25 protein-coding genes are annotated in these 24,618 nt (G+C 36.5%); 13 read left to right on the forward strand and 12 right to left on the reverse strand.

Features of this window, described 5'->3' with window-relative positions:
• Positions 1 to 117 precede the first annotated feature (117 nt).
• Positions 118 to 1,167 carry a DUF3667 domain-containing protein gene (locus Q360_RS0104035; protein ID WP_027075950.1) on the forward strand — a complete coding sequence of 350 codons (1,050 nt, stop codon included), beginning with the start codon at positions 118 to 120 and terminating at the stop codon, positions 1,165 to 1,167.
• Positions 1,168 to 1,242: 75 nt separating this feature from the next.
• On the opposite strand, the gene Q360_RS24400 is transcribed toward Q360_RS0104035, so the two are convergent.
• Entirely contained in the window at positions 1,243 to 2,505 is a 1,263-nt protein-coding gene (locus tag Q360_RS24400; RefSeq protein ID WP_051554557.1) for a MutS-related protein, read from the reverse strand.
• A 277-nt stretch (positions 2,506 to 2,782) separates the two neighbouring features.
• On the reverse strand, positions 2,783 to 3,295 hold the full coding sequence (locus Q360_RS0104045; protein WP_027075951.1) for a VOC family protein: 513 nt from the start codon (positions 3,293 to 3,295) through the stop codon (positions 2,783 to 2,785).
• Between the two features lie 156 nt (positions 3,296 to 3,451).
• On the opposite strand from Q360_RS0104045, the gene Q360_RS0104050 reads away from it, so the two are divergent.
• Positions 3,452 to 3,727, forward strand: a complete 276-nt coding sequence (locus Q360_RS0104050) for a winged helix-turn-helix transcriptional regulator (protein ID WP_051554558.1) — start codon at positions 3,452 to 3,454, stop codon at positions 3,725 to 3,727.
• Positions 3,728 to 3,753: 26 nt separating this feature from the next.
• Here Q360_RS0104050 and Q360_RS0104055 read toward each other — a convergent pair whose 3' ends face one another.
• The 6 genes from Q360_RS0104055 to Q360_RS0104075 form a co-directional block, all read right to left on the reverse strand.
• A complete protein-coding gene (locus tag Q360_RS0104055; protein WP_027075953.1) occupies positions 3,754 to 5,568 on the reverse strand; it encodes a DUF885 domain-containing protein in 1,815 nt (604 codons plus the stop codon).
• A gap of 294 nt (positions 5,569 to 5,862) precedes the next feature.
• Complete coding sequence (locus Q360_RS27340) at positions 5,863 to 6,090, reverse strand: CPBP family glutamic-type intramembrane protease (protein ID WP_394331936.1); 228 nt, start codon at positions 6,088 to 6,090, stop codon at positions 5,863 to 5,865.
• A gap of 17 nt (positions 6,091 to 6,107) precedes the next feature.
• Complete coding sequence (locus Q360_RS26270; RefSeq protein WP_211251567.1) at positions 6,108 to 6,257, reverse strand: hypothetical protein; 150 nt, start codon at positions 6,255 to 6,257, stop codon at positions 6,108 to 6,110.
• A gap of 559 nt (positions 6,258 to 6,816) precedes the next feature.
• Positions 6,817 to 7,500 (reverse strand): class I SAM-dependent methyltransferase, encoded by a 684-nt coding sequence (locus Q360_RS0104065; protein WP_027075954.1) that lies wholly within the window; start codon positions 7,498 to 7,500, stop codon positions 6,817 to 6,819.
• Between the two features lie 401 nt (positions 7,501 to 7,901).
• On the reverse strand, positions 7,902 to 8,720 hold the full coding sequence (locus Q360_RS0104070; protein WP_027075955.1) for a DUF1853 family protein: 819 nt from the start codon (positions 8,718 to 8,720) through the stop codon (positions 7,902 to 7,904).
• 262 nt (positions 8,721 to 8,982) lie between these two features.
• Positions 8,983 to 9,216, reverse strand: coding sequence for a hypothetical protein (locus tag Q360_RS0104075; RefSeq protein ID WP_027075956.1), 234 nt, complete (start codon positions 9,214 to 9,216; stop codon positions 8,983 to 8,985).
• A gap of 663 nt (positions 9,217 to 9,879) precedes the next feature.
• Here Q360_RS0104075 and Q360_RS0104080 point away from each other — a divergent pair.
• Both Q360_RS0104080 and Q360_RS0104085 read left to right on the forward strand, forming a co-directional pair.
• Positions 9,880 to 11,034, forward strand: a complete 1,155-nt coding sequence (locus tag Q360_RS0104080) for a vWA domain-containing protein (protein ID WP_027075957.1) — start codon at positions 9,880 to 9,882, stop codon at positions 11,032 to 11,034.
• 78 nt (positions 11,035 to 11,112) lie between these two features.
• Positions 11,113 to 12,537 carry an AAA family ATPase gene (locus tag Q360_RS0104085; RefSeq protein ID WP_051554575.1) on the forward strand — a complete coding sequence of 475 codons (1,425 nt, stop codon included), beginning with the start codon at positions 11,113 to 11,115 and terminating at the stop codon, positions 12,535 to 12,537.
• A 155-nt stretch (positions 12,538 to 12,692) separates the two neighbouring features.
• On the opposite strand, the gene Q360_RS0104090 is transcribed toward Q360_RS0104085, so the two are convergent.
• From Q360_RS0104090 to Q360_RS26470, 3 genes are all read right to left on the reverse strand, one after another.
• A complete protein-coding gene (locus Q360_RS0104090; RefSeq protein ID WP_027075959.1) occupies positions 12,693 to 13,178 on the reverse strand; it encodes a hypothetical protein in 486 nt (161 codons plus the stop codon).
• A gap of 151 nt (positions 13,179 to 13,329) precedes the next feature.
• On the reverse strand, positions 13,330 to 13,545 hold the full coding sequence (locus Q360_RS26465; RefSeq protein WP_245603183.1) for a hypothetical protein: 216 nt from the start codon (positions 13,543 to 13,545) through the stop codon (positions 13,330 to 13,332).
• Positions 13,546 to 13,613: 68 nt separating this feature from the next.
• Positions 13,614 to 13,766: a hypothetical protein gene (locus Q360_RS26470; protein WP_245603184.1), complete on the reverse strand. Its 153-nt coding sequence runs from the start codon at positions 13,764 to 13,766 to the stop codon at positions 13,614 to 13,616.
• A gap of 116 nt (positions 13,767 to 13,882) precedes the next feature.
• Here Q360_RS26470 and Q360_RS0104100 point away from each other — a divergent pair, with 116 nt between their 5' ends.
• The 9 genes from Q360_RS0104100 to Q360_RS0104140 all read left to right on the forward strand — a co-directional run bounded on the left by Q360_RS0104100 (position 13,883) and on the right by Q360_RS0104140 (position 22,160).
• Positions 13,883 to 14,668, forward strand: a complete 786-nt coding sequence (locus Q360_RS0104100) for a tRNA pseudouridine synthase A (protein ID WP_027075960.1) — start codon at positions 13,883 to 13,885, stop codon at positions 14,666 to 14,668.
• A 44-nt stretch (positions 14,669 to 14,712) separates the two neighbouring features.
• On the forward strand, positions 14,713 to 15,807 hold the full coding sequence (corA, locus tag Q360_RS0104105; protein WP_036195020.1) for a magnesium/cobalt transporter CorA: 1,095 nt from the start codon (positions 14,713 to 14,715) through the stop codon (positions 15,805 to 15,807).
• Positions 15,808 to 15,995: 188 nt separating this feature from the next.
• The gene (locus Q360_RS26475) at positions 15,996 to 16,244 is read left to right on the forward strand and encodes a hypothetical protein (RefSeq protein ID WP_245603185.1); all 249 of its coding nucleotides are present in this window, start codon (positions 15,996 to 15,998) and stop codon (positions 16,242 to 16,244) included.
• A 29-nt stretch (positions 16,245 to 16,273) separates the two neighbouring features.
• Positions 16,274 to 16,615 carry a serine aminopeptidase domain-containing protein gene (locus Q360_RS26480; protein ID WP_027075963.1) on the forward strand — a complete coding sequence of 114 codons (342 nt, stop codon included), beginning with the start codon at positions 16,274 to 16,276 and terminating at the stop codon, positions 16,613 to 16,615.
• A 209-nt stretch (positions 16,616 to 16,824) separates the two neighbouring features.
• A complete protein-coding gene (locus Q360_RS0104120; RefSeq protein WP_027075964.1) occupies positions 16,825 to 17,622 on the forward strand; it encodes an alpha/beta hydrolase in 798 nt (265 codons plus the stop codon).
• A 652-nt stretch (positions 17,623 to 18,274) separates the two neighbouring features.
• Positions 18,275 to 18,466, forward strand: coding sequence for a cold-shock protein (locus Q360_RS0104125; RefSeq protein ID WP_027075965.1), 192 nt, complete (start codon positions 18,275 to 18,277; stop codon positions 18,464 to 18,466).
• Positions 18,467 to 18,642: 176 nt separating this feature from the next.
• The gene (locus Q360_RS0104130; RefSeq protein ID WP_027075966.1) at positions 18,643 to 19,092 is read left to right on the forward strand and encodes a KTSC domain-containing protein; all 450 of its coding nucleotides are present in this window, start codon (positions 18,643 to 18,645) and stop codon (positions 19,090 to 19,092) included.
• A 230-nt stretch (positions 19,093 to 19,322) separates the two neighbouring features.
• Positions 19,323 to 20,660, forward strand: a complete 1,338-nt coding sequence (locus Q360_RS0104135) for a DEAD/DEAH box helicase (RefSeq protein ID WP_027075967.1) — start codon at positions 19,323 to 19,325, stop codon at positions 20,658 to 20,660.
• Positions 20,661 to 20,846: 186 nt separating this feature from the next.
• Positions 20,847 to 22,160: a DEAD/DEAH box helicase gene (locus Q360_RS0104140; RefSeq protein WP_027075968.1), complete on the forward strand. Its 1,314-nt coding sequence runs from the start codon at positions 20,847 to 20,849 to the stop codon at positions 22,158 to 22,160.
• 201 nt (positions 22,161 to 22,361) lie between these two features.
• On the opposite strand, the gene Q360_RS24405 is transcribed toward Q360_RS0104140, so the two are convergent.
• Positions 22,362 to 24,329, reverse strand: coding sequence for a sulfatase-like hydrolase/transferase (locus Q360_RS24405; protein WP_169734625.1), 1,968 nt, complete (start codon positions 24,327 to 24,329; stop codon positions 22,362 to 22,364).
• Between the last annotated feature and the right edge of the window lie 289 nt (positions 24,330 to 24,618).

Consider the following 24,618-nt stretch of genomic DNA (forward strand, 5'->3'; position numbering starts at 1 on the left):
GACACTACTCAGGGTTTTTAATTTTTTTATAAGTGTTTATTTCATTCCAAAGCATAATTACAAATCGGGTTCTTGTTTGACCTTCAGTTTGTTGTACTTTTAAAAAAAGAATTACAGATGCCGACCAACGAAAAATGTAGGAACTGCGAACACACGTTTGATTCTTCTTATGAGTACTGTCCTTATTGCGGGCAAGAAGCGATAGACAACCTCACCGTTGGGGTCCTGTTTAGTAATACAATAGAAAACTACTTCTCTATAGATGCTAGATTCTTTAGGAGTTTTGCAACCCTTATGCTGAAGCCGGGCGCATTGGCTCGGCGGTTTGTTGATGGGAAACGTTTAAAATACTTGCATCCTGCACAATTTTACCTTTTTATATCCGTCATCTTTTTCTTTATATTTTCTTTTACCGTTAGGGAAGCCGATACGAAAGTTTCCCAAGCAATCAAAAAAGGCCTTGAGCAGGAAAATAACTTGAACACACTACTGGTAAACGCAGACACACTTGATATCAATGAGGCCAAAAGGGTCCTGAAAAAAAATCAAATATTAATTGGTTTATCCGATGAAGAGCTAGTGGAATTAGATTCGGTAATGGGCTCAGGTCCACAGTTAGCGAACATAACCTTTGGATTTAAGCGCGAGTTGTTAGATTCGCTGATTACTGCAGGAGCGCCTTTAGATCATAAATTTGAGGCCATGGGTATGAAGGAGGATGCAAATGCATTTAGCCGCAGGTTTTATGAACAAATGTTGAAGTTTTATGAAAAACAAGGCGGTGGTATACTCCAGGTCTTATATGATACTATTCCCATCGCAATGTTTCTTCTTTTACCACTTTTTGCCTTGTTTCTGAAAATTTTTTACTGGAAACCGGCCACCTTTGCTCACCATTTGGTATTTAGCTTTTATTTTTTCACCTTTATATTTACTTCCTTTTGTGCCATTCTTTTGATCCATAAAGTATGGCAGATTCCCATAGCTATAGAAGTGCTCATCTGCTTCTCTTTTGTAATTTACCTAATGTTCGCACTGCGAAATTTTTATAGGAGTTCTTGGAAGGGTGCTTTTTTTAAGGCTTATATCATCTCATTTCTCTACATGCTCATAATCGTGCCCGTTGCCGCAACAGGCATTATTTTAGTGGCCTTTATGTTATATTAATTTTATATCGACCTGCCTTTTTAGATAAATTTCACCTAGAAGATAGCACTATTTATGTTTAGCATCGATGAAAATTTAGTTCAGCAAGTCGTTCAACCCTTCTTTAGCAAATAAGATGCGACCTACTTTAATATCCGACCAGCCCTTTTTTACTTTATAAGTAAACGTAGGTGAGTCTTTTACTAGTTTACAATCTATATAGTAGTTTGAAACGTTGTCGTTTGAAACGCTTTTCAGTTCCTGTATGTGGGTGGATATTAAAAAATAAGAATTTGGAAATTTGCTTAATCCGTTTATGGTTGTTTTACAAATTTCATAGGCATCTTCTACATTGGTACCGCTAAAGAGTTCATCGAAAATCGCAAAACATTGCTTTCCGTTCCCCGCGCTTTCAACTATGTTTTTCAGGTTCATCACCTCTGTCATAAAATGGCTATAACCGTTCAAAATGTCATCTCTTCGGTTGATTTTGACAGAAAAATGATTAAAAAATGGGATTTCTCCACAGGCTGCCGGTATTCCAATACCAATATGACCAAAATAGACACATAGGCCAACCGCTTTCAAAAAAGTGGACTTACCAGACATATTGGGTCCGTTTAAAACAATCACGTTACTTCCGTTCTCAAAATCGTTCTTTACCGGCTCTTTGATAAGCGGATGATAAAAATCGAATAATTTAATATGTTTTGTGCCTACCTGAGGATAGGTGAAATCGTTTTTCAGGATTCCCAAATTGATAGATAGATAAGCCTCGAATAGAAATAAATTCTCCCAGAAAAGAGGTATTGATTCTTTTTCCTTTAGGTCGTAAATAAGTTCCGTTAAGGCGATGATGTGCTTGTCCTTTAAACCCTTTTCTCTTATGATATAGGCATAGTTGTGAAGGTTGAATTTTGACAGGAACTGTAGTATTTGTTTAATGGTAGTCTGGTATTCCTCTGGAAATTGCTTTAAATCTAGTCTTGAAAAATACCTCGATTCCAAGCGATGAAAAAACAGAATTAACTGATTGAACTTACTTATATAACGCGTCTTTTCGTGCTTAGAAGCAAATACCTTGTATTTAAATTTCTTTTGGGATAAGTCCTCTATTTTTTCGTCATTCAGAAAAAAATGTACCTCGTTTAGGTATAAGACGGTATATGAATACTGCTTCAAGATGTTCTGGTTCGCCGTAAAACCCCTCAATATGTTTTGACGTTCGGTAATCATAGCTATCGAGGGTAAAGGTGTTTTTAAAAGGGCAAGAATCTTATTCCTAGCGAACATATTCAAAGAGTAGTCGAACAAAGGTAAAAGCTCCTTTTCTATATGTAAGTCTTTTAAATTATTCATGGATTTCTCTAAAAAGAGTTCGTCTTTATGTTTCTTAATTTATGTAATACCCTGTTTTTCAGCTACTGGTAGAAATTAAGGTAAAATAATTATTCGATCTTAATAAACTAACAATGTTGGGTAGGAATTAACATAAGTGGAACTGCTATTTGTTGAAAAACGAGCGCACTTAGTTCCCACTCGTCAACGACGAGTGGGACCTGGGGCTTTTGATAACACACCTATTTATTGTAAGCTGTGATTAGCTATCTTAAACCTACACAGGCACTCGTAGGTTTTATTTTGAGTATGCACCAGATGAATAAGTTAATTCATAACTATGCGTGTAGATTTCAAATACAATCCCAAACGGGTCTTCTACATAGCACATTTTAAATGGCTTTTCATTAGGAAAGTATTCTCTTATGGGCATTCTTTGTTTACCTCCATAGGACAAAATTTTGGCTATTAGCTCTTCAATATTTGGGTCCTGTACGCAAAAATGAAACAGACCGGTATTGAAAGGATTAAATTCAGGCGCTTCTTTTATTCCATTTGGAAATGAAAATAATTCAATTCCAATTCCGTCTGACGTTGCTAAATGAGCAATCTCAAATTCCGTCCAATCCTCTCCGAAAACGTCAATACACATTTGGCCAATTGCAGTTTCCTTTTCTTTTTTGACTTTAGATGGTTCCATAATGATGTACCAACCCATTACTTCTGAATAAAATTTTACAGCTTCTTTTATATTAGGAACTGTAATTCCAATATGTGAAAATGATTTTGGGTAATTTTTGATAGCTGACATACGTTATACTTTGAATTTCAAAATTAGTTTATATTTGCCTAATAAGCTATAACTTACCAAAAGGTAACATACGTACTAAAAAGGGTAAAATAATGATTATCAATACTATAAAATATTAATTTGAAGAAAAATAGTAGTTGTCCGTTACATTATACTATGAATTTAATAGGAACAAAATGGAAGCCTTTGGTTTTATTTCATCTATTGGATGGTTCTTTACGTTCGGGGGTTTTACAGAAGAAAGTTCCAGGTATATCTAACAAAATGTTTACACAAACCATAAGGGAATTAGAGAAAGATGGCCTTGTTTCAAGAAAAATATTTCCCGTTGTACCACCGAAGGTTGAATACAAACTAACCGATAGGGGAAATTCCCTTGAAAATATTTTAATAAGTTTAGATACATGGGGTTTGGAAGATTATAAAAATTAAATAAAACGCACAATGTTCCGCGTAATCTAAATTTGTGTATTAATCCAATTATCAATTTTTTCTTCTAATAATACCAAAGGCAAACTTCCAGAATTTAGCACTTGATTGTGAAACTCTGTAATGCTAAATTGATCACCTAGTTTGGTTTCGGCTTTTGTTCTTAATTCTCTAATTTTCAATTGACCAATTTTATAGGATAATGCTTGTCCTGGCGTCGCCATATAGCGTTCAATTTCAGCAATTACTGATGCTTCAGATTCTGCTTCGTTGTCTAATGAATATTGAATAGCGTGCTCACGTGTCCATCCTTTACTATGTATTCCAGTATCCACTACCAAACGAATAGCACGATGCATTTCCATACTTAGCATTCCAAAATATTGAATGGGGTCTTTGTAAAGCCCAAGTTCAGTGCCTAAAGATTCAGCATATAAAGCCCAGCCTTCCACAAAAACTCCCATGCTTTCTGGATGCAAAAATTCTGGTAATTCTTTATTTTCTTGTTGTAAGGATAATTGATAATGGTGTCCAGGAATGGCTTCATGTAGAAATAGTGCTTCATCTGAATATTTATTATATTTTTTTACATCAGGAATTGGCACATAAAAAATACCTGCACGTGAAGCATCTTTAGTTCCAGGAACATATTCAGCACTTGCCGAGGCTTCCCGAAATGCTTCTGTACGTTTCACCACAAAATCTGCTTTAGGTTTCAATTCAAAAACCTGGTTCAGAGTCCTATTAATTCGTTCCTTAATGCTATTAAAATTATCAATTACGTGTTGTGGTTCAGTAAAAGGCATTTGATCTGGACTGTTACGGACAAACTCAAAAAATGTTTTGATGTCTCCTTCAAAACCTATTTTATTTTTAGCATTTTCCATTTCAATTAAAATACGCGCTACTTCACTTTTTCCCAGTTCGTGAATGGCATCAGCTGTCATGGTTGTAGTGGTATGTAACTTTATAAGATAATTGTACGTTTCTTGTCCATTTGGTAAAGCTCCAATTCCTGCAGTTTCTCTACAAGCTGGCAAATACTCAGTAACTAAAAACTGCTTAAGGGCTGTATATTTTGGTTTCAATTTAGTAGTAATCATATTCCTATATGCAGCAGAAATTCGATTGCGCTCTTCTTCATTAATGCTTACAGGTATTGATACTATTGGCTTATAAAATAAATGATCATTAACTGGATTTGAAATGAATTCATCCAATTGAGAAATCATTTTTTTAGTAAGTACCGTTGGTAATACAATGTCTTTAGACATGCCTTCCTTCATCATTGAAATAGAAGTATCCAGAAAACTGAAGTAGTCATCTACTCTATTTAACCAATTGTCATAATCTTCAACGGTTTGAAAAGGCTGAACACTTTCTCCTGCTGCTAATTGAGCAACATATAAATGCAGTGACTGTATTTGAAATAATGGCATCAATTCAAAACTAGGTAAGTTATAAATTGGCGATGCCATGGTTACAATGTCATTATTTAAACCTTCTAACTTCACCTCACAATCCCATTGCATCACTTTCATACTCAAAAGGTCTGCTTCTGATAGTTCGGTACAATCAAATTCATTTAACCGATTCAAAAATTGAGTATAATTTTCTTTCAAGTCTTTTTGATAGTCGTCAGATATATAATTCGCTATAACATCATTATATGCGTAATTACCTCCTTTGGTGGCTTCAATTGGATTTATGCGATCCTTGAATTTATAATAATCGTCAAAAATTGTAGCAATTGATGCTGCTTCTGATGTATGCTCTTTTGAAGTTTCCTCATTGCATCCATAAACTAACACAAGAAGCATGATAAGAATTAGACGGTGTTTCATTCTTTTATTGATTAATTAGCTTTTGATAGCTATATTGATGTAACTTTTTTTATGTGGCAAAAATCCAAAGATTTCACGGCTTGATAAAAATACATAAACTATTGGATTAAGCCCTAAGCCCATATTTATTTATAGGGCCTGTTAGGCACAGTATCGTTTTAGTTATACCCCTTCTTTAATTGCTTTTCTACAATAGTAAACCCCAAAGACAAGAGTCACGGTTGCAAACATAATTCCATATTCGGCAAGCCAATATTCTTTTCCTCAAATTCTGTTATTAATGGCGGAAATATTTTATGAATACATATTATTTACTGCGTGAAAGAGTACTGCTGGCCATAAGCGTTTAGACTTAAACGTGAAATATGTCAGAATACATGACATGGATATAATAACAACAAAAAAGGTTTTCAATTCTAAGATTATATTTCCTCGATAAGCCAATATTATTCGCACATTCCAAGCTGCCAGAACCATATTACTAAAAATGCAAACTCCGAAAAAGAAAGAATTTTTCTTAATTCATAAATAAAAAGCCCTCACCATCCGATTTCTTCTGTTAAAGTAGTTGCCATTGACCTTATAACGCTCGTAGTTCCTAAGATGATAACAGCCATTATTACTACAAATATCATATTTAAGGTTCCAATTCCGACTACCCCGAGTTTTTTAGCCCAATCTAGAATCATTTCTTTAGTAGCTAAACTGTTAAATCCAAAAAGCCAGATTAATAAATAAGGGGTTACGACACATAATCCAGGAATTAAATAAGACAATCGGATATATTTCCAATTTCCCATATTCCATATTCCAATGTGGGGAAGAAATAGAACACCCCTTCAATTTTAGTGCTATTGTTACAGCTAAGGCAGGAATACACATAAGTCCGCCACTCTATGTACTCGAAGGATATAAATTAACGATTACATAATGAAATAGTTACCTTAAAGTAGTTGCAAAAATTAAAAAAATCGTTTTTCATGTATCTTTAGTTTGTAATGTTGTTTCTGAGATTTACTGTTGGTATGATTTCAAAGAAGACGAATAAACGTAACTCTCTGTTACAGGCTCTTTAGTGCAGATGGTTTACAAAGTTAAAATCACCTCTTTATATTAAAACCCAACGCAACGCAACACAACATTACGTATTGAGCGCATATCGAAACTAAATTCTATATTTACATAGCCTACTGATTAAAGACTTTTAGTTTTTTTTGGTGCGCTAAAGGTGGAAGGTATTGACTAAGATTATTTTACTGTTTGTAGGTACATCCAATACGCTTTTCTGAAAGGAATTTGAATCAAATTAAAGCCAGCATTTTTTAACCATACTATCTGATTCGTATAGTCCGTTGGTTTGTCAAAAGCTTCGTAATGTTCCATTAACCAAGTCCATTTTTTCTCATCTGGAAAGTTGTTGTTCACAAATTCTTTCCATTGGTGTAATAGCAGAGCATGATTAGGATTCGTTTTACTTATCATTAAATCGCTACAAGAAAACATTCCCCCTTTTTTCAAGGAAATATAAATATTCTTAAAAAGCGCTTGTTTTTCGTTTTCATCACAATGATGGAGGCTAAATCCGGCAACAATTAAATCATAACTACCTTCCTTAAACAAAAAATTTTTGAAGTAGGTATTGGCATATACCACATCATAGTTTTTGAACTGACTGCGACATAGGTTTATCATATCGGCAGATGCATCTACCAGCGTGAATTTTGCTTTTGGGAAACAGGGAATAAGTTGGGCAGTAACATTTCCATTACCGCAGCCAAGATCAAGAATTGATGTAGGCTTAAAATTATCAGGAAAGTGCTTGGTAAAACTTGAAATTAGCGACAAATAATGAGGTACACAGCCAATCATATCCTTGGTGTAGTTTTTCGAAAAATCGTTAAATTCTATAGCGATTGTTTCTCCTATATTCATAATCCTACTACTTTACATTTAAAAAGATTGTACCAATGATTGTAGGTTGGGCACAATATCATTCAAGAATGGGCAAATAGATGCTTACTTTTTTTTGGTTGTACGTTTCAACAAATGAGCAACTCAATAATATTGGTTCTTATTCAGATGGTCACTGGTCATCCAGAAATTAGGTTTAGCGAATTTATGTTTTCTACTCATTTATTTTTTTATCCTAGATTACTCATGCTAACACAGGCGTGATACTAAAATCAATTTAGCATAGGCTACTTGCGCTAGTTGGCATTGATTATGTAGAAGATACTAAATATAACTAGGTGATTACGGAAAGTGGCATATAGAGATAAAAAAATACGCCAGTGCAATTTTTTTATTTTCACATGCTTATTTCATACCTCCCTTCACCACCACACCACAAAAAACTTTTCATACTCGGTTTCGGATTTTTTTACCCAAACCATGGGAGCATTTTGTTTGAGTAGGCGCATATTTATATCGAGCATCGTTTCATAATGGGAAGTCCATGCTACATTTTCATGCGGTTGTATTACCCATTGAGATTTATAAGGAATGTAGAATGTGTAAGGTTTAAAAGCACTGGTTTGGAAGTCGGCCATTCGCAACCAATACCCAATAATACAATTGGGGTTTAATGGTCTTAGGTGCTTAATTTTGCTGTCGTAGGGTTCAAAAAGTTGTGCTTTATAGCATACTTGGTGTTCTATTTGTGTGTGGTCTATTTCCAAGGTTTCTAATGCGCTAACTCCCTCGGGTACATGTAGCAGGGGAAATTGAGCGTTCTCTATCTTTTCCATTTTAGTAAAGAACATATCCCTTCTGTTTGGCCCCATAAGTTGGTGTATGGGTTCGGATATATCGGGATTAATGATGTAAAACTTATAGGTCAGTTCTACATGAATAAGTTGTTGGGTCTCTGTTTTCCTAAGTATAAAATCTATTTCACCAATGGTCTGTTTCCCTTGCCGTATGGCCAGATTGTGCAGCAGTACATCATATTGTGGACAATGGTCTAGTACCTGCTTAAAAACGTGTTCCATCTGATGGCCCAAGCGTAGTTTTTGTGGAAATGGAGTAGGGGAGAAAGTGGTTATATCCACCTGTGGAAAATCGAATTGTTTCATCCCAAATTGGGAATTTATCCAAATAGGCGGCGTATTTAGAAAGCCTGTTACTTGATGTTTGAGGTGTTCTTTTGGCATTGCTGTACCAAATTACGAGAATTGTAGCACTGCTATAGCATATATAAGGATAAACTGTCCCTAAGAAATAGAGATTTTACTATATCCCTAGTTATGGACGAACAGCAAACAGTTTAAATTCAATTAATTACAAGAAATAACACTAAAAGTTTCACTAGCGATAGCATCTTCTTTGTTGACTGTTGAATTAAATAGCAGAAATTTATCGATTCCATGTCCGGAAGATTGTACGGATATTTCCATGAGGAAGGTACCTGGATTATCAAAACAACAAAGACATCATGCGCATTGTTGTCATATGTGGACGCCTACCATTTAAAGTCAAGATTATTTCCGCTCCTGTATATTTTAAACCAACCGTCTTTGCTCGCTCCTTCTCGGTTTGGAGTTTTACCAGTATTCTTAGAGTATACTGTACTTGTTCCAGTCCTGTTTTGACCATAAAAATCACTAGCATCGTTAAAGCGTAACCAAGTATTGTTATGCGCTGTGACATTATCGCCGATGGTTACCGAAGAATGCCAAAGAAACTGAAATGTGCCAGCGTTTTAATTTTTAGCTGGTAGATTGCAGTGTGGTTTCTTGTATTTCCTAGACTTTGTGACCCACACCATATAGCCAGAACTAGAATGACTTTCACTATCAGTTTCTAGCCTCCAATCTTCTGTAAATTTAGCTTTCTCAAGTTCTACCAGCAAAAGACCATCCTTTTCGTTGAATACAAAACTTGAGGTATCGGTACATGTTATTTCTTCCGTTGGAATTTCTGTTGTTGAACCTTCTATCTCCGCCGTTTAAAATTCGAATGCCATTTGATCGGTTGCATCCATGCTGTCAGCCTCTGCCAATACGATTAATTGATCTTCTGTACATGCATTAAAAAAACAAGGGCTACAAACAAAAAGGAAAGTCGAAAAAGCGATTTGTGTATTACAGTAGGTAGTCTTGAATTATTTGGATACCTTATATTAGGAAACGCAAGAGTGTAACAAAATATTGAAGCTCCATTTTATTATTCGGTGTACTACCCAATTTATGAACAACGAATTCTAGCTGATACCTATATGTTTTGAAAAGAGTCTAGAAACAACCTTAAACAACAACGTTAACATTTCCTAAATACGCAACGCATCCAAACGAAAAGTCTTAAATTTATAGCATGGCTATGAATACAAGAAAAGGATTCCGATTTGTTCCCTATGAAGCATCGGAAATCACTCCATTTGATAAACTTTTTGATATTTTTCAAGAACTGATAACCCATACGTCGGGCGATTTTGATGAGGCTATTGATTGGCTGCGCGAATTGGATAAGGAGTATGAGTTAACGGATGAGAATTATACTATAGATGATTTTATAGAAGATTTAAAGGCCAAAGGCTACATTCAGGAAGAGTTTGAAGATGGTGGAGGTAAAGGCGATGACGGAGAAGAAGGTGAAGGACCTGGTGGTAATGTCTCCATAACTGCGAAAATGGAACGGATTATCCGGCAACGCGCCCTAGACCAGATTTTTGGTAAGCTCAAACGCAGTGGTGCTGGAAATCATAAAACAGGCAAATCGGGACAAGGAGACGAGCATACAGGCGATTTTAGGGAATACCGCTATGGTGACGGACTGGAACATATTTCTATGACCGAGAGCCTTAAAAATGCACAAGTAAACCACGGTATTGGTAGTTTTCAACTGACAGAAGAAGATTTAGTGGTGGAAGACACCCAATACAAGGCGCAAATGAGCACGATTTTAATGATCGACATTAGCCATAGTATGATTCTTTACGGAGAAGACCGGATAACACCTGCTAAGAAAGTGGCAATGGCGCTTTCCGAATTAATAACGACACGTTACCCAAAAGATACCTTGGATATTTTGGTCTTCGGAAACGATGCATGGCCCATTCCTATCAAAGATTTACCTTATTTGAAAGTTGGTCCCTACCATACCAACACAGTAGCAGGATTACAATTGGCAATGGATATGCTACGCAGAAAACGGAATACAAACAAACAGATTTTTATGATTACTGACGGAAAGCCAAGTTGCTTGCGACTTCCCGATGGAACCTATTATAAAAATAGTGCTGGACTCGATGATTTTATTGTGGAAAAATGCTACAATATGGCTCGGCAAGCACGAAAATTACACATTCCTATTACTACATTTATGATTGCTCAAGACCCGTATTTGATGCAATTTATCCGTGAGTTTACCGAAGCAAACAAAGGGAAAGCTTTCTTTACCGGACTAAAAGGACTAGGAGAAATGATTTTTGAGGATTATGAGTCGAATAGAAGGAAAAAATTGAAGTAGAAAAAAGTTAAACATATAGCATCAACAAAAAAATTGAAATTGAAACATACAGAAATTAAAAATTTAGGTCAGTTAAAAATGGCCGGTTACCGTAGTAAAAGTATTAAAGACGAATTACGTGATAACCTAAGGGAGCGGTTAAGCACAGGAAAAGAGAGTTTTGAAGGGGTTTGGGGTTATGAAAACTCTGTTATTCCAGAATTGGAACGCGCTATTCTTTCTCGTCATAATATCAACTTATTGGGACTTCGTGGTCAAGCAAAAACTCGTTTAGCTCGTTTGATGGTGGAGTTATTGGATGAGTGGATTCCTGTAGTAGAAGGCTCGGAAATTAATGATGACCCATTGAAGCCCATGTCTCGTTTCGCAATGGAACTGATTAATGATAAAGGTGACGATACCCCCATCTCTTGGATGCATAAAAACGATAGGTTTTATGAAAAATTAGCAACACCAGACGTAACAGTGGCAGATTTAATAGGAGATGTAGACCCTATAAAAGCAGCTAATTTAAGACTTTCCTACGCGGATGATCGTGTTATTCACTTTGGTATGATACCACGAGCAAACAGATGTATTTTCGTTATTAACGAATTGCCCGATTTACAGGCTCGAATCCAGGTAGCACTTTTTAATATATTAGAAGAGGGTGATATTCAGATACGAGGATTCAAACTACGTTTACCCTTAGATATTCAATTCGTCTTTACAGCAAATCCAGAAGATTATACCAACAGAGGTAGTATTGTTACACCTTTGAAGGATAGGATTGGTTCTCAAATATTAACGCACTACCCAGAAGATATAGAAACGGCACGGAAGATAACCGAGCAGGAATCTAATTTGGATGGGAGACAAACAGATTCGGTTTACGTTCCAGATTTGGCGAAGGATTTACTGGAGCAAATCAGTTTTGAGGCACGTGACAGCGAGTATGTAGATGCTAAAAGTGGTGTAAGTGCGAGAACAAGTATTACCGCATTTCAAAACCTGTTGAGTACTGCAGAGCGAAGGGCTTTGTTAACCGGTGCAGATAAAACCATGGTGCGTTTAAGCGATTTCCTAGGTGTAATTCCTGCGATAACCGGAAAAATAGAGTTAGTATATGAAGGTGAACAAGAAGGCGCGGACGGGGTTGCAGGTATCTTGATAGATGATGCGGTAAAATCCCTATTTCCTGAGTATTTTCCAGAAATAAACAAGCTAGAGCGTAAAGATGCCGAAACACCTTATGATGAGCTACTACATTGGTTTTTTCAAGGCGAAGGTTTTGAACTACTAGATGATTTTACAGATGAAGAATATAAACGTACGTTGGATAGTATTCCTGCACTGAACGAACTGGTTGAAAAACACCAACCAGAGTTCCCTAAGGAAGATGTGTATTTTTTGAAGGAACTGGTATTATGGGGTCTGGTATCCTATAAAAAACTGAATAAAAACAGATTTGAAGACGGATATCAATTTAAAGATGTTTATGGAAGTTTTATAAATGACTTGTAGTACAGTACTTAAGCATTTTAAGTAACCAATACGAACGCTGTTACGAAGCCAGAAATGAGGGCTAAGTAATAGCGTTTTTTTTTACACTAGTTTAGCCTTTGATTTAGTGCTTGTAAAACCGTTGAAGCTTGGGTGTGGTTGTTTGTGTACCCAATTTACTCTCCCCAATTATCCACATGTTGGTTCATATCATCAAAATGATACGTGCCAACCAGTTGTTTTCTCTTAGCTATGGTGGTAACTGTTAGTAATAAGAGTAATAAATAGAGAAAAAGTATTCCTAGTCCCAATGGAATAAAAGTATCTGGCATTAAATAGTTTTCATATTCACTATAGCTCAAAAGGATAATTAGTGTATCAAAGAACTTATAGGCATATACGATACCGATTATATATAATGAATATTCTAAATTACGCATTGGAGGATCACTAAGTTCTTTTTCCCTAATTTTAAACCATAAGACATACAGGAAAACAAAATGAACAATAGATAGCACTGGAACAATAAAGTTATCTATTTTGAACAGATAGAACTTATTCGTATACAGTCCATAAAAACTAAATATATCTACAAATAATAAAACAAAAACAGACAAAAAAAGTGTCCATTTCCAAGGTAAAACGCCATAAAAAAATTTCATTCTAAGTGCTGGTTTAGGGAGATATGGGAAACCATATAATGTGACATAAACGTCTTTAACGCTTCTTTATTTCAATAAAATCGATGAACGGTCTTAATTAGCGTAAAATGTATAAAAAAGAATGGAATTCTGTTTTATACATAAGGTAATGCTATTCCAACCATGCTTCGGAAATTGCCTTTCCTGCGAAAAATAGTAATAGAACACCAATCAATACTACCATAATTAGCATAACCAGACCAGCAGCGCCGTGTATATCAAAAGCATCGCTCATAAAAAAAGAGTGACTCGTTTGTATTAAAATTCCAACCAAGGATACACGTAATACAGGTTTTGCTAATTTTTTTGAAATAGTAATAATAAGCATCCAGGGGTTCCTCCCCAAACTGCAATTGCAAATGCAGCCATTACCCAAACAGGTTGCGATTATAACAATTACCGTTCCTCCTGAGACATTTGTTCTAAGGTCGCTATAGGCATGTATGCCTGTCCTAGATAAGCAATCGCACCTTTGATATTCCATCCAAGGCCTAAAGCACTTACCATCCAAAACCAGGCAGGTGGTTTTATGTTTGTTGTGGTTGTCATGATTAATTGGTTTAAATTAGTAGTCTTAAAGTACAAAAAAGACAAGTAGATTTAGAATATATGATAGGTAATTGTTTCATATTCAATTAATTGTACCTGTTGTGTTAGTTGTTTTTATGCAAAAGAAACGCTTTTATTATATCGTACGATTACAATATTTAGGCTTCAGGTTTAGTGGATGGCAAAAGCAACCCGGACAACTAACTATTGAACGTATGCTGACAAAAACCTTAAAATTCATACTACCAGAAATTGCTTTTAAAATACTTGGAGCAGGCAGAACGGATGCTAAGGTATCTTCCTTGGACGGGGCTTTTGAGCTTTTTGTTATGGAAAAGGAACTTCCAGAGCTCACAAGCTTTATCGATCTATTCAACACGAATTTACCTTCAGATATTAAAGTGACGAAAATTACACCAACAACATCGGACTTCAATATTATCCAGCAAAGTAAAAGTAAGGAATATGTCTACCTGTTTTCTTATGGAACAAAAAACCATCCTTTTTGCGCGCCCTTCTTAACCAATATTATAACGCATCTAGATATCGCCTTAATGCAAGAGGCTGCAGCACTATTTTTGGGAACGCATAATTTCTCTTCTTACACGGCTAAATTACAGCCCAATACCAAAGTGATACGTACAATAACAAATTGCGAAATTGCACAAAATACATTGCTAAAGGCTAATTTTTTTCCTGAAGAGAGTTACGCTTTCACTGTAAAAGGAACGGGTTTTATGCGGTATCAAATACGAATGATGATGGGGGCTTTGTTTCAAGTAGGCAAGGGAGAATTATCCTTAGACACTATTAAAGAGTCGCTTACGCCAAACACCAATATAGTACTCACCACCGTAGCACCAGGGTCGGGATTACTATTAAACAAGCTTACTTTTGATTAGCCTAGCTATTCGGTTTTAAGATCTTTAAACCAAAAAATGCCCCTATGCGAAAAAAAAGAAAAATAGGATTCCCAAAGAAAAAGAAACACGTATCAAGGGTTTCTGCTAAAATGGGCAAAGCGCCAGGAACTGTTAACTATCTGGGTACAAAAGATAAAATAGCTAGTAAGGTATACATTACACTATATGATATCGATATTTTTGAAAAAGAAGAGACGACAGACATAGCCCGAATATTGGATATAAAAGCATCGGATAAAACTGCTTGGATAAATGTAATAGGAATTAACGATGAGCATTTTATAGAAGCATTGGGCACTAAATTTGGTCTAAACTCCTTAGTCTTGGAAGACGCAATAAACACCGAGCAAAGACCTAAAATAGACGAGTACGAAGACTATATTTTCGGAGTCTTCCGTATGTTATACCTCAACGCTAACGATGAAATTGTAGGCGAACACGTAGCCTTAGTACTTATGGAAAATACCGTATTGGCGTTTCAAGAGGTAGAAGACGATGTGTTTGAGGGGGTTCGAAACCGATTACAGGCAAAGGCCGGAAGAATCAGGAGTAGGGGGGCGGACTATTTATTCTTTGCCCTTTTAGATGCGATTATCGACAACTATTTTCTGGTATTGGAACATATAAATCAAAGAATTGAAATCTTGGAAGATGAGGTCTACAACCACCCAAAACCAATTGTGGCCCAGAATATTCAGGAATTAAAAAAGGAAATATTAAAAATTCGTAGATGGATTTTTCCGGTCAAAGAATTGATAAGTCGGCTTATAGATTCCGAAAGCCCGCTCATCACCAAGGATACGAAATTGTTTCTCAGAGATGCTATGGACCATACCTTAGAAATTAACGAAAGCCTACAGATATATAGGGAAATGTCGATGAGCCTTATGGAAATGTATATGAGCAATATGAGTAATAAAATGAACGAGGTCATGAAAGTATTAACGATTATGGCATCGATATTTATTCCCTTGACCTTTATTGCTGGTATTTATGGAATGAATTTTGATCACATGCCCGAGTTGCATACAGAAAATGGATACTACTATGTTTGGGGCGTTATGATTGTACTTTTCATAGGGATGATGGTCTACTTTAAAAAGAAAAATTGGTTGTGAGGACGCAGCTTATGGTTCTTTTATTATGTCTTTTTCGTTTTTACGTGTTGCCTGTTTCGTCTTACTTAAATCAGTAACCTAATCTTCAGCTTAGTTCTAGGCTGCTAAAAAGAGCGGTTACAGTTAATTTTCGTACTTTAAACCAACGCTTTTTTTTAGTAAACTGGACATACATTCTCACCGTAATTTTGATACGCTATTTAGGATTGAATATCCTGGTGTATTTTTTACAGGATTACCTCATGTTTAAGCCAGAGAAACTTCACAAAGATTTTCAGTTTTACTACGAACACCAAGAGATAGAAGAATATAATATGGAGACTAGGGACTTAGCCGTGATAAACGGACTCCGGTTTAAGGCTAAAAATCCTAAAGGGGTCGTCTTTTATTTAAAAGGAATTCTAAAAGTATTAAAGGGTGGGGCAAGTTTGCGGTAGACTTTACACGCCACGGTTATGATGTGGTTATGGTAGATTACCGTGGTTTTGGTAAAAGTATGGGCAGGCGAACGCAAAAAGCCATAAAGCGTGATTTACAGGTAGTATATAACAAATTAAGGAAGATGGTCGATGAGAAATACATTATCCTTTATGGGAGATCTCTTGGTTCTGGTTTTGCTGCCAAATTAGCCTCGATGAATAATCCTATGGATGTTGGTGCTGGATGCTCCGTATTACAGCTTAAGCAAAATTACAAAGCGATACTTACCATTTATGCCTTTACCGTTATTGATAAAGTTTCCCATGCCAACCTACAAATGGCTCAAATACGTCAACTGCCCCATACATATTATTCACGGTACGGATGATACGCTGATTCCCTACACTACAAGTACAAAATGATCTCGTATACGACCAAAAACGACCACTTTACATACGGTTATCGGCGGCGGACATAAAGATTTGAATACCTTTGAGGCCTATCACAAAATGTTACGTGAAATCATTACTTCCCGCCCAAAAGCAATAAATTTGGAAGGGTCTAGCATCCATGTAAAACACAGCTCACAAAAGAAACATGCGAAGACTTAAAAAGTTAGCTAAATTTCTTTTGGGTTTTTATATTCTAAGTACGCTTATGCGCTATTTCTTTCAGGAGAAACTCATTTTCCTTCCATCTCAGTTACCGCAAGATTACATGTACTCGTTTGAGTTACCGCACCAAGAATTCAATTTAAAAACAGAAGATGGTGCTGTTTTAAATGGATTACATTTTAAAAATTCTGAACCTAAAGGAGTAATCCTATATTTTCATGGAAATGCTGGTGATTTATCCCGTTGGGGAGAAATAGCACTTTACTTTGTTAAAAAACAGTACGATGTTGTTATTATGGATTATCGAACTTATGGTAAAAGCACAGGAAAATTGAGTCCAGAGGCCTTGTTCGATGATGCCCAATTGTTTTACAACTACACCTTGAAGCATTATGATGAACGTAAGCTTTCGCTTTACGGCAGATCGTTAGGAACGGGCATCGCTACTCAATTAGCAGCTGCGAATAATCCCAAACAATTGATACTGGAAACGCCTTTTTACAATTTGTTAGATGTGGCTAAAAGTATGTTTCCTATATTCCCTGTCACCTTATTCTTAAAATATACCTTTCCTTCTTTTGAATACATGCAGATGGTATCTTGTCCCATCACCATTTTTCATGGTACCAGCGATTCCGTTGTGCCTTATGAATCTGGGAACAAGCTATATGATACCATTCCACACGAGCGTAAAATATTTTTCACTGTAGATGATGGAGGTCATAATAATCTAGTTTCCTTTCCTCAGTATCATGAGGGAATTAAGACGGTTTTGCCGTAAGAAGTCGCTGTTTAAAACCGGTGTTGTTTAAGCGTAAATAACCCTTACCTACTAAAGTACGTATCAATCTAAAACGTTATGGTTTAAAAAGTGCTTGGTAGAAACTTTTATTAGAACCTCGCTTTTAAGCAAAAAGAATTCTGACTATTCATAATTGGACCTTAAATTACGGCAGGTTTAGTAGGCCTTATCCTTGGTTTATATCTTAATAGATTAGGTTTTACCACATACCCGACACCATAATTCAAGGGTGCCATGGCTCTTTATGTGTTTTTTGGTATATTTTGTAAATTATATTGTATTTCTTATGCGAAGAAATCAAAAATATTTCTTCGCGTAAGAAATATTTAAATGTAAGTGCAGTTCGTACCCTATGATTTACAGTATACACCTGTGTCTATGTTGTTATTGAACCCACTGTTTTAGCTCATTCTCTTTGGTTAACTTTATAAGTATAGCCTCTTTATAGGGTGATATAAAATCGTTGAGTAGTTTGTCTCTTGAGATATAGTTGCTATATTTTGTGATTCTCGAGGAATTATTTGGGTGAAAACGGATAATAAATTAAAAAAAATGAATTAAAATATTGTAAGTCAAAAAAATGGTATCATCTTTACCAACTAAATAGTATTATAAATTTAATTACATTACAATGAGTAAAGGAACAGTAAAATTTTTCAACGACACAAAAGGTTTTGGATTCATCACTGAAGAAGGAGTTGAAAAGGATCACTTTGTGCACATTTCAGGATTAGTAGACGAAATTCGCGAAGGCGATGAAGTTGAATTCGATCTTCAAGAAGGAAACAAAGGATTAAACGCAGTGAACGTAAAAGTTATCTAATACATATACTTTAAAGTTTAGCAAAACCCCATCGGTGACGATGGGGTTTTTTTGTATTCAAATTTCACTTCAAAAGATGTATTACGTGTCGCTTTGCGCTTAACGATAACATAATGCCTATAGTTAGTACTTCTCTAGTATTAAAGGCGTAATTTTGCGCCTTGTAAAAAAACGCTATGAAACGTATTGGTCAGTATAAGAAATTATTTGGTATCGATAAGGAAATCGACCTTAAGACACTCAAAACAACATATCGCAATTTGGTAAAGGAATGGCACCCAGATAAATTCCAAGAGGGAGATGCAAAACAAGAAGAAGCAGAGTTGCAAAGTCGTGCTATAATTGACGGATATCACTTTTTGGTCAGCATAGCTCCGGAAACGATTGAAGCAAACCTTGATGCCTATACAGAAACCATTACTAATTCTGGAATATCAGATTATATTCACGATGGACTAGTATTGGAAATCACATTTTTAGACGGTACAACATACGAGTATTTTGGAGTTACTAAACCTATTTATATTAAGATGGTCAACTCCCCTAAACTAAACCGTTTTGCCAAACGGACCATCTATTCAAAATATTTATACAGAAAGTCTAAACGGACACTTCAAGAGGCTTAACTTTATTAGGTTATTGGTTGCTTATTATTAATAGTTTTTCTCAACAGGGGGACTTTGCCTATACTGTATTTTATAATTTGGACAAAGACGGAACTACTTGGTTTTTATTCCTGACATTAGTTATGCTAGTTTAACTAAGTTTCGGAAGAGATGCTGCTATAAAAATATAAGGGCATTCGCAGGTACCTTTGTGGAGTTTCATCTGACTATCTTTGTTCTAAATTTATCTTATGTCAAAATCGTTTTCCGATTTAGGAATTAACCAGCAGTTGCTTCAAAGTCTTGCCGATTTGAATATTTCCGTTCCAACGGATATTCAAGAAAAAACCATTCCTATACTATTACAGAAAAAGGAGGATGTCGTTGCATTGGCAAAGACGGGAACGGGAAAGACCGCCGCTTTTGGCTTACCGCTGTTACAACTAATCGACACCAAAAATAACGAGGTACAGGCTTTAGTTTTGGCTCCTACGAGAGAATTGGGACAGCAGATTTATTCGAATTTAATCTCTTTCGCTATTTATAATCCGGCCATATCCATTGCTTCTGTTTGTGGTGGTATTCCTATAAAGCCACAAATAGAACGCTTGAAGGAAGCTACACATATTATCGTAGCAACCCCCGGTCGATTAATAGATTTAGTAAAACGTGAGGCTATTAGCATCAAAAAAATAAAGTATTTGGTTTTGGACGAGGCAGATGAAATGGTAAGCGCCCTTCAAAAAGACTTGGATACCTTAGCTACCGAAATCCCCAAATCTAGAAGGACTTTATTGTTTACCGCTACCATGCCAGGAACAGTAAAACAATTGGTACAGAATTATATGTCCAAACATGTGGTACATCTAGAAGCGGATATGGCACAAATGGGACATCAGGGCATAGACCATAAGTATGTGGTCGTAGAACCCATTGAAAAGTTGGAGGTATTGCTACATTTCTTAAACTCCAAAGAAGGGGATCGCGGTATTATTTTCTGCAAAACAAAAGCAGCTGTAAATAAACTGGCAAAAAAATTAGCCATCAACAAGTTTTCTTCCGGTGCTATTCATGGAAGCCTGAGTCAGGGAATCCGCGACCGCATTATGGGCCAATACCGAGAAGGCTTTATCGATATTCTGGTAGCGACCGATTTAGCAGCCCGTGGTATTGATGTAAAAGAGACTTCCTTTGTGGTCAACTACCATTTACCTGATACATACGAAGCCTATGTACATAGAAGCGGTAGAACGGCTAGGGCAGGAGCAACAGGACTTTCTTTAAGCATCATACAGAAAGAAGAACGCGTAGATATTCCTGAATTCGAAAAAGAACTGGGTCTTGTTTTCCATGAAGTTAAAAAGCAAGATGATGAGAATAGGGAAGAAACCAATTTGGTATTGTGGGCTAAAAAAATATTTAAAACCAAACCAAACCGTACTATTTCTGCTGACACAAAAGAAAAAATTAGAACCATATTTCATCACTTAACGAAAGAAGAATTGATGGAAAAGGTGCTGTCGGAGCATATAGGACAGCAAGGTGCTTTGAATACAAATGTTGAAACGCCTCTAAAAGACAAGGAGTAAAAAGTCAGAAAGTAAGAAGTATTACAGTAAAGAGTATCTTCCTTAGTTGCGAGGAGTAAAAAAAAGTAAAGTACAATAGGAGAATAATGGCGACGGGGCACAATCAACTAAATAGTTTCAGAATCAACAACTGTCTAGCACTTCTTGAAATTTAGATTTAAGCTTTAACTAGAAATAAAAACACCTATGGCCAATACTATCCGCAACCAATTGGATATTTTAGAAAAATTAAAAATAAGTGCATTGAACCCAATGCAAGTGGAAGCTATTAGCGTAATTGGAAAATCGGTCAACACGGTTTTGCTTTCGCCAACAGGTACCGGTAAAACCTTAGCTTTTCTACTGCCGCTTGTTGAAAGCTTGGATGCGACATCTACAGAAGTACAAGCGCTTATTTTAGTGCCTTCTCGCGAATTGGCCATACAGATTGAACAGGTAATTCGGACCATGGGCTCGGGTTTTAAGGTTAATGCGGTATATGGCGGCAGACCAATGTCCAAAGACAAAATAGAACTAAAACATACTCCGGCAATTTTAATTGGAACACCAGGAAGAATTCTGGACCACTTTGATGCAGACCGGTTCTCTAAAAATAGCATTAAAACTCTAGTTTTGGATGAGTTTGATAAATCCCTCGAAACAGGTTTTGAGGTAGAGATGAACGCTATCATAGGTGAATTGACCCAGTTAGATAAACGTATTCTAACATCTGCTACACAGGGGGTTAAAATTCCAAACTTTGTAGGCTTGGAAACGCCTAACATTATCAATTATTTAACTACAAAAAAGACCTCTCAGCTTACCATTAAAACAGTGCTTTCTCCAGATAAGGATAAAGGACAAATCTTGGTTAATCTGCTGCTTTATATTGGTAATGAACCTGGTATTATATTTTGCAACTTCAAGGATAGTATTGAAAAAGTAAGTGCCGTTCTGGATAAAAATGGCGTTAATTATTGCTGCTTTTCGGGTGGGATGGAGCAAAAAGACCGCGAACGTTCTTTAATTAAATTTAGAAACGGTACCTGTCAAGTACTCATTGCGACGGATTTGGCAGCAAGGGGAATCGATATCCCAGAAATGAAATATATCATTCATTACGAGCTCCCTAGAGCAGTAGTGGAGTTTACCCACAGAAACGGAAGAACTGCAAGAGTGAATGAAAAAGGAACAGCCTATGTACTACAGGGTGACACGGAACGCTTGCCCGATTTTATAAAAAAAGATACACCCATAGACATCTCTAAAAAATCACCTTACAAAGCTCCAATTTGGGAAACCCTTTTTATTTCAGGAGGGAGAAAGGATAAAATTTCTAAAGGTGATATCGCTGGTTTGTTCCTTAAACAAGGTGGTATCAACAAAGACCAATTGGGTATTATTGAACTTAAACAGGATTGTGCTTTTGTTGCCGTACCTCTTAAAATAGCAAAAGAGCTGGTAGAGAAACTAAATAATTCACGCTTAAAAAAGAAAAAAGTTAGGGTCACGATTTTGTAAATCTTTGTTTCTCTTTTTTTAACCCCACGTCTTCAAGCTACTGCTGCAGATCAAGATTAACCTTATTGATAGTAGTGTTCTGTATTCTAAACGCACGCGTTTATACATTTTAGATTGGCATACGCTACTTCAAAGACTATATACTACGCACTATTATTTATAATATTTTTCTATCTAACACTACTAAAACTACTTGTACATTCAACGAAACCCTTTATAGTATACCGTTCTATTGGTGGATGGCTTCCCATTCAATATGGCATGTCTTGTGGTCTCAACTACCAAAGTTGGCTCCCATGGCGAAATTGTAGCAGGTTGTAACCAGAGGGTTTGCGTTAGCTCACTATTGGCCAATTGTCCGTTTGTGGGGCTTATAAATGAGTAAATAGTTGAAATCACCAAACGATTTCCATCCCATAAAGTGGTAGACTTCGGTGCTGGCCACGAGCGACCAATATTGATTTCATTTTCAGTTATTACGCCATTCAACTCAAACCTATATCGGACGGGAGACTGTTTTTCTCTTGGCACAAATACCACACGTTCCACTTCTAAGTTGTCTGGTTGATGTAGGATTGAAATTTCAGCTCCCCAGCCGCTGCCAAGGGTTGGCATTCGTTCAGGTTTTATCCCTCTTCTAGGTGGTGTAGAAATTATTTCTTTGGTAGACCATGCGCCGGAAAAATTTGGATTTTCAAGTGCCTTGGAGCGTTTTTGGAGCGTTTCCCTATCAGACCTTGCATAGACCTGAACTGATTCTCCAGAACCTAAGGTAGGCGGGATATAGGGGTCAGATGCCTTACCCGAAATTCTTGGGTATTTGATGAGAGAAGCTTCATAATCTGCAATGATACTATCCATTACCGGAATTACCCATGGATAAAAATCCTTCATATCAAATTCCTCTCTTGGATCAACGTTCAAATCAAATAATCGGACTAAATTATCTGGATTCGGGTCTGGTTCTTCCGTGCTGTAGTAATACCAAAGTTTCCAATTTTCCCATTTGATGGCCATCGCATAGCCTTGCCTCGCTAAAAAAATAGCGCTTTCTCTGTTGGAGGTATTTTGGTTTCCTTTCAGGAAGTCCAGTTGATCAATTCCGTCAAATGCACGATCTGTTGGAATAGGGTCGGGTACACCTGCAGCTGTTGTAATCGTAGGAAAAATATCGACCTCATGCATTAGTTCGTTGGATATCTGTCCTGGTTTTATTTTTCCAGGCCACATGGCAACAAAAGGGGTACGTATTCCACCCTCCATAGCAGAATTATAATAGCCTCGCCATGGTCCTGCCGCGCCGCGCCATGGCCTTCTCATCTCTGCACCATTATCGGTACACCAAATTACCAATGTATTTTCTTCAATTCCTAATCGTTTTATTTCTGCCAATATAAGCCCCACGTTATGATCTACATCGGCCATAGCATCGGCTATATCTCCAGCGCCGGTAGACCCTACTTTATCTGGATGTGTAAGCGTCGGAAAATGTACTTGAGTCATGGGGTAATATAAAAAGAACGGATTCTTGTCCTTGGTATTTCGCTTCATGAAATCAATCCCTTTTTGAGCAGCTTCCCTGTCAATCGTTCGCCGTGTATCTAAATTATAAGGTTTTACTTTTTTGGAGGGTTGCCCTTTTTCTCCTTCCCAGATATAGGTTGTTTCATAAAGCTTAGGGTCAAACCCATCAAACATAGTGTTTTGAGCAGTGGTACTGGTTCCTGGTATACCCCACCATTCATCAAAACCTTGGTGAGTGGGTTCTCGTTTTCCTTCCCAATCAGGTCCACCAACATGCCATTTTCCAAATAAAGCAGTGGAATAGCCGGCTGTTTTCAAACGCTCGGCCATTGTCTCTTCATATAGGGTCATACCATTACCCGCTGCACCAGCGCCTGCACGTACGGCATATCTTCCGGTAAGAATTGCAATTCTGGACACCACACAGGAATATTCGACATTAAAGTTGTTCAACCGAATACCTTCGGTACCAATTCGGTCAATATTCGGAGTCGTAATACCCCTTGCACTACCATAGGCACTTACTTCTCCAATACCCAAATTATCAGGAAATATCAATACAATATTCGGTTGCTCTTGGCTAGTGCTTTCCAGTGTAATAAAAAAGAGGAGCGTAGAAACCACAATTTGTAGTAGATTTTTCATTGATGAAGATTTAATTAGGTTAACATGCTTTGTTTGGTTTTCGAAAATACAAAACTTATATGCATTTACTACAAATAGGGAATACGGAACAAATAACATTATAGGGTTTTTAATCTATTTCTTTAAGTTTGTTTGATGTATAAAATTTATATTTCTAAGGGATTTGTAATTTTTTGTAATAGAATGGGTTAAGAATTTTAATGTGTGGTAACTAAAGAAAAGAACCAGTAGTGAAGTTTTATACACATGCTGTAGTTCATATAAGTTGTTATTTGAAGCTATACTCAGG

It is taken from the genome of Maribacter antarcticus DSM 21422 (genome assembly GCF_000621125.1).
In the GTDB taxonomy this organism is placed as follows: domain Bacteria; phylum Bacteroidota; class Bacteroidia; order Flavobacteriales; family Flavobacteriaceae; genus Maribacter; species Maribacter antarcticus.

Bases quoted from the DNA above. Each gene is read 5' to 3' on its own strand.
- Q360_RS0104070 (WP_027075955.1), bottom strand. From the start codon at position 8,720: ATGCCAAAAGAACACCTCAAACATCAAGTAACAGGCTTTCTAAATACG.
- Q360_RS0104045 (WP_027075951.1), bottom strand. From the start codon at position 3,295: ATGTCAGCTATCAAAAATTACCCAAAATCATTTTCACATATTGGAATT.
- Q360_RS0104085 (WP_051554575.1), top strand. From the start codon at position 11,113: ATGGCCGGTTACCGTAGTAAAAGTATTAAAGACGAATTACGTGATAAC.
- Q360_RS24405 (WP_169734625.1), bottom strand. From the start codon at position 24,329: ATGAAAAATCTACTACAAATTGTGGTTTCTACGCTCCTCTTTTTTATT.
- Q360_RS0104090 (WP_027075959.1), bottom strand. From the start codon at position 13,178: ATGAAATTTTTTTATGGCGTTTTACCTTGGAAATGGACACTTTTTTTG.
- Q360_RS26470 (WP_245603184.1), bottom strand. From the start codon at position 13,766: ATGACAACCACAACAAACATAAAACCACCTGCCTGGTTTTGGATGGTA.
- Q360_RS26480 (WP_027075963.1), top strand. From the start codon at position 16,274: ATGGTAGATTACCGTGGTTTTGGTAAAAGTATGGGCAGGCGAACGCAA.
- Q360_RS0104035 (WP_027075950.1), top strand. From the start codon at position 118: ATGCCGACCAACGAAAAATGTAGGAACTGCGAACACACGTTTGATTCT.
- Q360_RS0104050 (WP_051554558.1), top strand. From the start codon at position 3,452: ATGAATTTAATAGGAACAAAATGGAAGCCTTTGGTTTTATTTCATCTA.
- Q360_RS26465 (WP_245603183.1), bottom strand. From the start codon at position 13,545: ATGCTTATTATTACTATTTCAAAAAAATTAGCAAAACCTGTATTACGT.
- Q360_RS0104075 (WP_027075956.1), bottom strand. From the start codon at position 9,216: ATGTCACAGCGCATAACAATACTTGGTTACGCTTTAACGATGCTAGTG.
- corA (WP_036195020.1), top strand. From the start codon at position 14,713: ATGCGAAAAAAAAGAAAAATAGGATTCCCAAAGAAAAAGAAACACGTA.
- Q360_RS0104100 (WP_027075960.1), top strand. From the start codon at position 13,883: ATGCAAAAGAAACGCTTTTATTATATCGTACGATTACAATATTTAGGC.
- Q360_RS0104135 (WP_027075967.1), top strand. From the start codon at position 19,323: ATGTCAAAATCGTTTTCCGATTTAGGAATTAACCAGCAGTTGCTTCAA.
- Q360_RS0104055 (WP_027075953.1), bottom strand. From the start codon at position 5,568: ATGAAACACCGTCTAATTCTTATCATGCTTCTTGTGTTAGTTTATGGA.
- Q360_RS0104120 (WP_027075964.1), top strand. From the start codon at position 16,825: ATGCGAAGACTTAAAAAGTTAGCTAAATTTCTTTTGGGTTTTTATATT.
- Q360_RS0104130 (WP_027075966.1), top strand. From the start codon at position 18,643: ATGAAACGTATTGGTCAGTATAAGAAATTATTTGGTATCGATAAGGAA.
- Q360_RS0104065 (WP_027075954.1), bottom strand. From the start codon at position 7,500: ATGAATATAGGAGAAACAATCGCTATAGAATTTAACGATTTTTCGAAA.
- Q360_RS0104125 (WP_027075965.1), top strand. From the start codon at position 18,275: ATGAGTAAAGGAACAGTAAAATTTTTCAACGACACAAAAGGTTTTGGA.
- Q360_RS26270 (WP_211251567.1), bottom strand. From the start codon at position 6,257: ATGATTCTAGATTGGGCTAAAAAACTCGGGGTAGTCGGAATTGGAACC.
- Q360_RS24400 (WP_051554557.1), bottom strand. From the start codon at position 2,505: ATGAATAATTTAAAAGACTTACATATAGAAAAGGAGCTTTTACCTTTG.
- Q360_RS0104080 (WP_027075957.1), top strand. From the start codon at position 9,880: ATGGCTATGAATACAAGAAAAGGATTCCGATTTGTTCCCTATGAAGCA.
- Q360_RS0104140 (WP_027075968.1), top strand. From the start codon at position 20,847: ATGGCCAATACTATCCGCAACCAATTGGATATTTTAGAAAAATTAAAA.